The sequence below is a fragment of the Legionella sp. km772 genome, from assembly GCF_003989735.1.
GTDB lineage: Bacteria > Pseudomonadota > Gammaproteobacteria > Legionellales > Legionellaceae > Legionella.
In genome coordinates this window covers 1-10,133 of record NZ_RZGQ01000105.1, presented here as the reverse complement: position 1 = coordinate 10,133, position 10,133 = coordinate 1, and the positions used below count along the sequence as shown (strand labels likewise).

Genomic DNA, 10,133 nt, shown 5'->3' with positions numbered 1-10,133 from the left:
CAAGTGAAATAAAAAAATCTAAAAATCCTTCTTCCAGCTTCATTCCTATATCCATTTAAATGAAGCTAGCCTCTCATTATTTACCGATTTAAGCTAGATTTTTTTCATGAGGTGGCCCTGGTAATGCTTATAATATAACTAGTTTTGGGATCGTATTTTATATATAATTCTCTGTTTAGCAAATCAGGGATAGGGTTCGGCTTTCCTTGAAAGCTTATTCAACGTTAAAGTTATTTATTTATGAAAAAGCAAGATTTTTATTTTGACCTTCCTGAAGAGTTAATCGCTCAATACCCCTTAGCAAACAGAAGTGATTCTCGTTTATTGGTTTATAACCGTAAACAGAAAAATGAATACGGCCACCATCAATTCCGTGATATTGCTGACTTTCTAAATCCTGGCGATTTGTTGGTGATGAATAATACTCGGGTAATTCCAGCACGCCTTTATGGCCAAAAACCTTCAGGTGGGAAAGTAGAACTGCTTGTTGAGCGGGTAACTAGCCCTACCACTTTTTTAGCACATATTAAAGCAAGCAAAGCACTAAAAGCAGGTGGTATTATTCAATTAGCCCAAGGCCTGCAATTAGAAGTTTTAGAGCGCCAAGATGATCTATTCCATTGCCAAAGCACCATTGAGGTTTTGGATTTGGTAGGGGCTCTAGGACATATGCCGTTACCCCCTTATATTACTCGTGACGATGAGATTGAAGATAAAGAACGCTATCAAACGGTGTATGCTAAATATGAGGGTTCGGTGGCTGCACCCACAGCAGGTCTGCACTTTGACGAGGCCGTAATTGAAAAGATAAAGGCCAAAGGGATTAAAATAGCCTATGTGACCTTGCATGTAGGGGCGGGTACTTTTCGGCCTGTGCGTAGCGATGATATTAAAGATCATAAAATGCATAGTGAACAATATACAGTCACAGCAGAGTTGTGTACTGCAGTTGAAGCTACAAAAGCTGCGGGTAACCGAGTCATTGCTATTGGCACAACTGCGCTTCGCAGCTTGGAAAGTGCTGCTGCAAATGGGGTTTTAAAGCCTTGCAGCCAAGATACGAATATTTTTATTTACCCTGGTTATGAATTCAAAATTTGTGATGGCCTGATGACTAATTTCCATTTGCCTGAATCCACCTTATTAATGCTTGTTTCTGCTTTTATTGGTCATAAGGAAGCGATGGCTCTATATCAAGAAGCTATTGATAAAAAATATCGTTTTTTTAGTTATGGTGATACAAGTTTATTGGTTTAGTCGTTAAGTAAAAGGCAAGGGGAGAGCATGTTTACAACAAGTAATTGGGTACCTGTTTTGACTTCTGAATCAGGTTTATGCCTCACAACAGCTAATTGGCAAGAAGCTAAAATTAATACCGCTGTCTATTATTTAGACGCCTTACTACTAAAACCCGGCCTTAGCTTATTAAAAAAGCTTCCAAATCTAGGCTCTTATGTGAACTGGCCTGGAAAAATAATTATTAACGCCAGTCGTCTCAAAGCGAATAAAGTAGGTGAAATTAATTTAAAATCTCCTTATGATGGAAGCAAAATAACAATCGATTATCTTCAATTCATTGATTTGATTAATCATTTAAAGCCCGATCAGCTGATTCTTCCTCCCGCTATTCTAAAGCACTATCCGCAATTAGGGGGGCTATTAAATCCCAATATCTTTACTTATTTATGCAATAAGGATTTACCTGTTGATGCTAGCTCCAATTATGGACTATATTTTCAGGTCGAAAATAATTTCACCTCGCTGATAGAAGAACTAAAAAAATATATAAATACACACTCTTGTTATGTCCAAGGAGCACTAGATTTTGAAGAGCTGCAAGAATTAGCGGCTCTTAGTATACCCTATATCGAATCTGAACAGCCTAGTGAACAAGGATTAAATGGGTGTGCTTACGCTCAGGAAGGACTAATTGATTTGAAAGAGCTTAGGCATGCCCTGTCTTTTACTAAATTAAGTGATGATTGTGAGTGCAGTACTTGTAACGATAAGCTTACCAAGGCTTACCTCCACCATTTATACCACCACACCCCTTTATTAGCTCAACGTTTTATAATCCAACATAATGTTGATTATGTACAAAATGTATTAAATGCGAATTAAGGCAAGGTTGTGCAAGCAAAGATCAAATTAACTCTTGTCTGCTTGATTAGAAAAAGAAAGTAAGTTGAAATCGTTTCGATTCATTTACCTTCGGGTTAAATCCCTATATGATGCACGCTGTTAAAGATAGACTGCTTTTATAAATAGTTAAGACTGCCGAGGAGATCAAATGAGTTTTTTTATTAGTGATGCGATTGCTGCTGCAGCCCCTGCTGCTCAACCTCAAGCAGAAGGTTTTTCATTTTTGATGATCGCTGCCATTCTCGTATTGGGTTATTTTATGTTAATTAGACCACAAAATAAGAGAGCTAAAGAGCAACGTGATTTATTAAATCGTTTAAAAAAAGGGGATGAAATCATTACTGTTGGTGGAATTTTAGCCAAGATAGTCAGTTTAGATGATCAATACATTAAAGTAAGCCTAGCGGATGGGGTAGAGATTAGTTTACAAAAAAGTGCTGTCAGCGCGGTATTGCCAAAAGGTACTTTAAAATCTCTTTAAGTTAGGGACAGGACGGAAAATGCAAAATAAATATCCTTTGTGGAAAAATCTATTACTTATCGTGATCATATTGGTTGGCCTAGTTTATGCCATTCCTAATTTATATACAGAAAATCCAGTTGTACAAGTTTCATCAGATGGTTCTGTTGATAGTGATGAGTTGAAAAAGCAGGTGGCTGATGCGCTTGACAAAGCAAAGCTATCTTATAAATCCATTATTACCCAAGAGCAAGGGGTGGAAGTAGTCTTTGCGTCAACTGACACTCAACTAGTAGCTCGTGATGTTATTAAAGGTAGTTTGGGTAATGATTTTACCGTTGCTTTAAATTTAGCACCTTCAACTCCTGAATGGCTTAGCAAAATCCATGCAGATCCTATGAAGCAGGGCTTGGATTTAAGAGGAGGGGTGCATTTCCTTTTAGAAGTCGACATAGATAGCGTCATTAATCGTCGTTATGAAGGCGTGATGAAAAATATCGGCCAAGAAATGCGTGATCTTGGGGTGCGTTATTCTGGTATACGTTATGTTGCCAACAAAGGGGTAGAACTTCGCTTTCGTGATGAGCAATCCATGAACACTGCGTTAATGGAATTAAAACAAAAAATTTCTGGTATTAGTTTTGTTAAATCTAGTGCGCCCAATTCAATTATGGGATCTATTTCACCCGAAGAGTTGAATACCATTCGTCAAAATACTATCGAGCAAACAATGAGTATTTTACGTAATCGAGTCAATGAATTAGGAGTGGGTGAGGCAGTAGTCCAGCAACAAGGTGCTACGCGTGTAGCAGTAGATTTACCGGGAATTCAAGATGCTGCTCGAGCGAAACAAATTCTTGGTGGAACAGCAACACTACAATTTTATTTAGTAGATCAAGAAAATGATCCCGCTATTGCTAAGCAAACAGGGATTGTGCCAGTAAGTGATAAACTATATATGATGGATAATCATCCTATCTTATTAAAAAGACAGGTGGTTTTGAGTGGTGATTCTATTACCTCTGCTGTATCTAGCTTTGACCAGCAAACAGCAACGCCCGCTGTGCAAATTCAATTAGGGGGCGGGGGTGAGAGCTTTTTTACTAAAGTGACCCGCGAAAATATTGGCAAACGTATGGCTATAGTTTATGTGGAAACTAAAAACAGCATACAAATGGTCAATGGAGTGGAAAAGCGCGTTACCCATAAAGAAGAGAGGGTAATTAGTGCACCGGTAATCCAAAATGCTTTAGGTAACAATTTCCAGATTACTGGCCTAACCGATAGTAAAGAAGCGAGTAATTTGGCGTTATTGTTAAGAGCCGGTGCTTTACCTGCAGCCATTTATCCTATTGAGGAGCGAACAGTTGGTCCTACTTTGGGTAAAGAGAATATCCGTCGAGGAGTTGTATCTTTAGAAGTAGGTATGGGATTAATTTTGGTCTTAATGTTAGTTTACTATCGTGTGTTCGGTATGATTGCTAACTTTGCCTTATTACTTAATTTAATACTTTTAGTTGCCTTATTATCTATCATTGATGCAACACTGACGCTACCTGGTATTGCTGGTATCGTGTTAACGGTGGGTATGGCCGTGGATGCGAACGTACTTATCTATGAGCGTATCCGTGAAGAGCTCCGGCATGGTTTATCTCCGCAGGCAGCAATTCATGCAGGATATGAGCGTGCCTTTGCTACTATTCTTGATGCGAACGTGACGACCTTTATCGTGGCGGTTATTTTATTTGCTGTAGGTACAGGTCCAGTGCGTGGTTTTGCGGTGACTTTATCTTTAGGCTTATTAACTTCAATGTTAACTGCTATTACCTACACGAGAGCCGTTGTTAATTTGTGTTACGGAAGTCGTAACGTCAAAAAATTATCTATAGGTATTTAAGCGAGGCTGAGATGGAATTTTTTAATCCAAATTCAAAAATAGATTTTATGGGGGCACGTCGCTGGACGGCCTTATTTTCTCTTCTAATTTTTGTTGTGTCCATGGGGGCTTTAGCTATTCATGGTTTAAAATGGGGTCTTGATTTTACTGGAGGTACTCAAATCGAAGTGACTTACAGTAATGCTGCCGATCTTAATTTAATTAGAGAAAACTTGAGCAAAGTTGGATTTAAAGAGGCACAAGTTGTAAGTTATGGTACCTCTAAAGATGTGCTTATTAGTATTGCTCCCCATGAGGGCGTTGATCAATCACGTCTTGTAGATCAAGTGATGTCTGCTTTACCGGGAGCCGTAAAACAACGTGTTGATTTTGTAGGGCCGCAGGTAGGACAAGAGTTAGCGACTAAGGGTGCTTTAGCAATAGTAGTGTCTTTATTAGCAACAATGATCTATATCGCCATGCGTTTCGAATATCGACTTGCTTTTAGTGCTGCGGTGGCTTTAGTACACGATCCAGTATTAATTCTCGGGATTTTTGCTTTCTTTGGGATAGAGTTTGATCTCAAGGCTCTAGCCGGTCTTTTGGCAGTTATCGGTTATTCATTAAACGATACTATCGTAGTATTCGATAGGGTGCGGGAAAATTTTGTAAAAATTCGTCGTAGTACACCTATTGAAATTATGAATATATCGATTAATCAAACCTTATCCCGGACGATTATGACTTCGATGCTGACCCTATTTGTAGTCGTCGCCTTGTTTGTGTATGGTGGAGAAACTATTCATGGTTTCTCTTTAGCCTTGATTATCGGTATTGTTATTGGTACTTATTCTTCTATTTATGTAGCTGGTGCGTTAGCGGTAGCCTTAGGTTTAGATAGGAAAGACTTTTTACCAAGTCAGCGCAAAGAGCTCGACGATCGCCCCTAGTAATGAGTCCCTTGCGGCTTGAAGGAAGGCCGCTCAACAAGCGCACATGCGAAAGTATGCTGCACTTGTTGAGCGGCCTTTTTCGTCCAACCTCAGATTAAGCTGATTAGCATTCACCGGTATGAAAAACGATCGTGTGTTTATGCTTATTATTACCAGGACTGTAGCAACTGTCTTGAATTTTAATTCAAGACAGTTGCTACAAAATGGGGCTCTTTCGTTTTTATTTATAAACATGATCGACCACCCCTTAATTTTCTGATCTGCAATCATTTAGCTCTATGAATTTCTCAATAATAATCTGGTAGTTATGAGTCGAGGTCATATCCAGATAACAAAAAACTTCCTTTTAAACTAGGAATTTAATTATTAACTTAAGTAGGTCTTACCCTTCACGGTTTTGTATGCGGAGTCCCTCATCTCGCTCAAAGCTTAATCCTAAGCTTTGTCGGAGTAGCTATCTTTAGATTTACGATGGAGTCAAGCTATAAGTGACTTGAGTTACCTCTGTTGATGAAGTACTACTCCTGTAGTCCAATCTATATTTTGTTGGGGGGGGAGATAGTTAATTGTCTGCTCAGGATAAAGACCATATCCATCAACCATTAAAGCGTAATAATAAGCTGAAAAAAGACAATATTGATAAACATAATCATCATCAGGGTATTGGTTGTTAATGTCTTCCCATTGTTGATGGCAAATTTGGCTGTCAGCTTGTTCCAATAAATCCTGATTGGTTAACTGCGAGTGTTGAAAATTGAAGAATTGACTATCTGCAAGGTTGGAGATGCCGCCAATACTATACCAAGAATCAACCGGATTCGCTGCTAATAAAGGTTGGATGAGTTGATTAACACCATGCACTTGATTCATTAAAGAGGAAACTTCTTGCTCACAAGACAGGGCATTACCTTGGCCTTCAGCGCCATCAGGCAGTGGATAATTATTAACAAAGCAAGAAGCCGAGTTAAGGAACTGATGCGACATTTCTGTTTGCCCTAAGCCTAAAAAGCTATGGACATAAAGGTTATAATGGCGGCCATAGAGATTAACTTGAATTTGCGATTTATCGTTAATGGTCGGTGTTTCGGCAATAGGGAATACTATTTGTACCGATGCACCGCCCATATCCATTACACCAATGGACTTATTAGTAGGTGATTCGAAGTTACCCAAATGGTAATTGACAGAAAGCCAATCATAGAGACCCTCTTCATTACCGGTAATAGTTTTGGCTTCCACCAGCTGCCATTCGGAATGTTTTTTAAACCATGAGCTTAATTCGTCGTAATATTTTTTTTGCTTCATTTGTGGCAAAAGGCGCATTCCTGCCGTTGCATAAAAATAAATGGGAATTTTTTTGATTGGTGAGTCAGCGAGAAGAATGGTTAAATAGGAGTCTATAGTATTGGTATTCGCTTCAATTCTTGCAAAGCCAGGGGTGATTTTTTTATTCCACAATTCTTTGATATGAATCGGCGTCTTGGTTACATCTAAATCATAAGCGTAAATATGGAGTCTTGAGCCTGTACTGCCTGCATCTACGATGGCAATGCATTGTTGTTTTTCACAAGGAGAACTTTGTGCAAAAACAGTGGTTGTAAAGACTAAGCCAGTAAAAATTACAGCAAAAAATCGAATCATCTACAGCCCCAATATAAGCTGGCCGTATATTACATTCTGTATAATTTATTGTCAATCTTTTTTTGTTATTTATCACCCGATAGCGGTCAAGTTATACCTGCACAATAATTTACTTGTTAGTTTAAAAATAGTATAATTCTTTGCGCTTAGCATAATAATTAATTTTAAGGCTGTCATTAATGAACTCTTTAGAGCAGCGAGGCTCCGTATACGCCATCTTATCAGGTTTCCTTTACGGTTTTATTGGTTATTTTGGCTTAAGTGCGATAAATAATCATCTTTCCGCAAGTACTATGCTTTTTTGGCGCTTTCTAATTTCTAGCTTGTTGATGGCTCTGATTGTTATTCCTCAACTAAAAAGATTAAAACTCCAGCGTAAACAAGTGCTCATCGCTTTTGGTGGTGGCGTTTTTTACTATGGCATTTCAACTTTACTCTATTTTTATGCCTCCTTATATATTGGTTCCGGATTATCTATGGTGATTTTTTTTACTTATCCGGTGATAATTATGATTCTAAATTATTTTTTTTATGGGCATACCATCCCGAAGATTTATTATTTGGCTATATTAATTATTTTATTCGGCATGTTGTTAATGATTGATATGGAGCAGGTAGGTTTTGATCTCATTGGTATTACTTTAGGGCTGGCCTCTTCTTTTTTCTATGCTTGTTACATTGTTTCTAGTAAAAAGAACGAAATGCCACCTAATGTTTCCACCTCAATGGTTTGTTTAGGCTGTATGACTACTAGTTTTATTGTGTCTTATTTTGATCACAGCTTAGCTGTTCCGCAAAATATGGATACATGGATTAACTTATTAGGTATAGGGGTTATTGCTACTGTAGTTCCTATTTTACTGATGTTACATAGCTTAAAATATATTAGTTCGGAAAAAGCCTCTATTTTATCCGTTTTAGAACCGGTATTTGTGGTTATTTTTGGGGTAATTCTTTTAGGGGAGACTTTACAACCCTGGCATGCTTTAGGGGTGGTGCTGGTTTTATTAGGTGCTTTAATTACTTTATTTAGTCATCAAATTAATTTAAACGGGATAAAAGAAAGGCTTTATCGAAATAAAGTGGACTCTAACCCATAATCAGCCAATTATAGATTACTTCGTGGTCTTTCTGATTCAATAAGGCTGGAGCATGTCCGGCATCTTCTACTTCATAAACTTCAATAGAAGGGTGAGTACGACGCATAGCCAAAATAATTTCGGGGGTGAGCAAATCAGAGCGTTGGCCATGAATAACTAAAACAGGGCAATTAATTTGTTTCCATAGGGGCCAAAGATCAACATCATAAAAAATCCCTTCTAAGGCTTTACGAGGATGGTGAATAAATTCATTAAGCCACTGACTGGTTGATTTTGGATTGCGTATGCCTGGATCCACCTTTAGTGCGTAAAGATTCGGGGCACGTTGTTTAATGCTATGTTTAGTAAAATGCTCCCACTGCTCCTCACTTAAGTCACCAAAATCTGCATAATTGAGTTTACAATAAGCTTTAGCCTCTTCAAAACTTTTAAATAGGGGATTTTTTCCGGCATATTTTCCTAAACGCTTTAATGCTTTAAGAGGGATTTGTGGACCTACATCATTAATAACTAATTTACGAATAGGCGTATTAGGGAGGGCTGCTAACATCATCCCAATAAGACCACCCATAGATGTTCCAATCCAATCAATGTGATGAGTATTAGCGCGAGCGATAAGTGTACTCATATCAGAGATATACTGGGTAAAATTATAGTTGGATGGATGGGTAAACCACGAACTTTCGCCACGCCCCACAACATCAGGACATAACACATAACGTCCTTTATTACTTAAATACATGGCTAACTCATCAAAATCCCGACTATTTCGAGTAAGACCATGAACACAAATAATACTGGGAAATTGGTCTGACCAATTTCCCCATTCAGTATAGGCTACCTCATGAAAACCCTCGGAAGATATACCTTGAAAGTAATTTTGTTTCATGACAGAGAAAGCTTAATACCAATTACCAATGGTATCAGCACCACAACAGCCATTGTTATTCGTGTTACAACAGGTAGTGCCACAACTACTAAGAAAAGTAGATGCCGTAATAACAACTAAGACCAGCATTATTTTTTTCATTATTCGTCCTTGTCATGTTATGTCTCTTAAATATACGCCATGATTTTAAAATTAGCCAATTTTTCAAGCCTATTAAATAATATTATTAAGCACCGTTCATCGGAGAGCGTTGCTCTATTTCATCATGAAAATCTCTTGCCTTATCCATTACTGAACTCACTTTAGAGAAAAACCCTTTATCCCATCCAGGATTATCTTGCGTACTTTTATCTAAGCTCTTCCAATTATCAGCTGTTGGTTCGTTAACATAAGTTTGAATCGCTTTCATAACATTCTTTTTTGCTGTGTGCAGGTCATCTTTATCATTCGCATGTTGGTTTAAATAATCAGTAATGAAGGTATTTATTTGTTTGCTTATATCTTTTTTTTGCTGAGTTAAATTATCGATTTTAGCATGGTTTGCTTTAAGTAAATCAATTTGTTTGTCTAAAGCCGGGGAGAGAAGATCGCTACCTTTTATTTTATCACGCGCTTTTGTTACTGCCTCAAGAGTCACGGGGGAGGGTGCTGCAAAATAATTATCTGTGGCATCATATAAACGTTTAAGATCTGTATCCCTGAAAAAGCTGGTTAACTTGGATTTTTCTATTACTTTTAAACTCGCGATATCGCTTTTAATCTGGGCACGTTCATTACTTAAAAAGGGTTTTAAATCATTAATCAGTTTAAGTTGATGAGCTAATAATTTGGTAAATGCGTTAGTTCCATTAATGGATTGCACAAGCTGTTGAAAGAAACCATCCTTTGCAAGTAGCTTGTCTAAATATTCCTCTTCAGTTTTAAGTTGAGCAGTGGCTTTTTGATCAAGACTACTTAGCTAGGTCCGGGGATCTGGAACAAAATTCAGGAAAAATAAGAGCTATTCCCGGTTTGTTAGTTCATTCACCTTACTCTCAGAATGGCTTATCCACAAGTCCATAGGCCAGGAGAG

Annotated in this window: 10 protein-coding genes; 6 read left to right on the top strand and 4 right to left on the bottom strand. The window is 37.9% G+C overall.

Annotated elements, in window-relative coordinates; all coding sequences use genetic code 11:
• The first annotated feature begins 240 nt into the window (after positions 1-240).
• The 5 genes from queA (at position 241) to secF (ending at position 5,428) form a co-directional block, all read left to right on the top strand.
• A complete protein-coding gene (gene queA, locus ELY15_RS10720) occupies positions 241-1,257 on the top strand; it encodes a tRNA preQ1(34) S-adenosylmethionine ribosyltransferase-isomerase QueA (protein WP_127099846.1) in 1,017 nt (338 codons plus the stop codon).
• A 27-nt stretch (positions 1,258-1,284) separates the two neighbouring features.
• Positions 1,285-2,121 (top strand): queuine tRNA-ribosyltransferase, encoded by an 837-nt coding sequence (locus ELY15_RS10715; RefSeq protein ID WP_127099844.1) that lies wholly within the window; start codon positions 1,285-1,287, stop codon positions 2,119-2,121.
• 169 nt (positions 2,122-2,290) lie between these two features.
• Positions 2,291-2,623, top strand: a complete 333-nt coding sequence (gene yajC, locus ELY15_RS10710) for a preprotein translocase subunit YajC (RefSeq protein ID WP_127099842.1) — start codon at positions 2,291-2,293, stop codon at positions 2,621-2,623.
• 19 nt (positions 2,624-2,642) lie between these two features.
• Positions 2,643-4,499, top strand: coding sequence for a protein translocase subunit SecD (gene secD, locus ELY15_RS10705; protein ID WP_127099840.1), 1,857 nt, complete (start codon positions 2,643-2,645; stop codon positions 4,497-4,499).
• Between the two features lie 11 nt (positions 4,500-4,510).
• Positions 4,511-5,428 (top strand): protein translocase subunit SecF, encoded by a 918-nt coding sequence (gene secF, locus ELY15_RS10700; protein ID WP_127099838.1) that lies wholly within the window; start codon positions 4,511-4,513, stop codon positions 5,426-5,428.
• Between the two features lie 501 nt (positions 5,429-5,929).
• On the opposite strand, the gene ELY15_RS10695 is transcribed toward secF, so the two are convergent.
• A complete protein-coding gene (locus ELY15_RS10695) occupies positions 5,930-7,072 on the bottom strand; it encodes a multidrug DMT transporter permease (protein WP_127099836.1) in 1,143 nt (380 codons plus the stop codon).
• A gap of 179 nt (positions 7,073-7,251) precedes the next feature.
• Here ELY15_RS10695 and ELY15_RS10690 point away from each other — a divergent pair, with 179 nt between their 5' ends.
• On the top strand, positions 7,252-8,172 hold the full coding sequence (locus tag ELY15_RS10690; protein WP_127099834.1) for a DMT family transporter: 921 nt from the start codon (positions 7,252-7,254) through the stop codon (positions 8,170-8,172).
• On the opposite strand, the gene ELY15_RS10685 is transcribed toward ELY15_RS10690, so the two are convergent.
• The 3 genes from ELY15_RS10685 to ELY15_RS10680 all read right to left on the bottom strand — a co-directional run bounded on the left by ELY15_RS10685 (position 8,162) and on the right by ELY15_RS10680 (position 9,923).
• On the bottom strand, positions 8,162-9,061 hold the full coding sequence (locus ELY15_RS10685; RefSeq protein WP_127099831.1) for an alpha/beta fold hydrolase: 900 nt from the start codon (positions 9,059-9,061) through the stop codon (positions 8,162-8,164). The genes ELY15_RS10690 and ELY15_RS10685 overlap by 11 nt on opposite strands.
• 12 nt (positions 9,062-9,073) lie before the next feature.
• On the bottom strand, positions 9,074-9,202 hold the full coding sequence (locus tag ELY15_RS16570) for a hypothetical protein (RefSeq protein WP_255411094.1): 129 nt from the start codon (positions 9,200-9,202) through the stop codon (positions 9,074-9,076).
• Between the two features lie 85 nt (positions 9,203-9,287).
• A complete protein-coding gene (locus ELY15_RS10680; protein ID WP_127099829.1) occupies positions 9,288-9,923 on the bottom strand; it encodes a hypothetical protein in 636 nt (211 codons plus the stop codon).
• Positions 9,924-10,133: the final 210 nt, after the last annotated feature.

What these genes read in the sequence shown, in the direction of transcription:
- ELY15_RS10690 (WP_127099834.1), top strand. Translation starts at nt 7,252, where the DNA reads ATGAACTCTTTAGAGCAGCGAGGCTCCGTATACGCCATCTTATCAGGT.
- ELY15_RS10695 (WP_127099836.1), bottom strand. Translation starts at nt 7,072, where the DNA reads ATGATTCGATTTTTTGCTGTAATTTTTACTGGCTTAGTCTTTACAACC.
- secD (WP_127099840.1), top strand. Translation starts at nt 2,643, where the DNA reads ATGCAAAATAAATATCCTTTGTGGAAAAATCTATTACTTATCGTGATC.
- ELY15_RS10685 (WP_127099831.1), bottom strand. Translation starts at nt 9,061, where the DNA reads ATGAAACAAAATTACTTTCAAGGTATATCTTCCGAGGGTTTTCATGAG.
- secF (WP_127099838.1), top strand. Translation starts at nt 4,511, where the DNA reads ATGGAATTTTTTAATCCAAATTCAAAAATAGATTTTATGGGGGCACGT.
- ELY15_RS10715 (WP_127099844.1), top strand. Translation starts at nt 1,285, where the DNA reads ATGTTTACAACAAGTAATTGGGTACCTGTTTTGACTTCTGAATCAGGT.
- queA (WP_127099846.1), top strand. Translation starts at nt 241, where the DNA reads ATGAAAAAGCAAGATTTTTATTTTGACCTTCCTGAAGAGTTAATCGCT.
- ELY15_RS16570 (WP_255411094.1), bottom strand. Translation starts at nt 9,202, where the DNA reads ATGAAAAAAATAATGCTGGTCTTAGTTGTTATTACGGCATCTACTTTT.
- yajC (WP_127099842.1), top strand. Translation starts at nt 2,291, where the DNA reads ATGAGTTTTTTTATTAGTGATGCGATTGCTGCTGCAGCCCCTGCTGCT.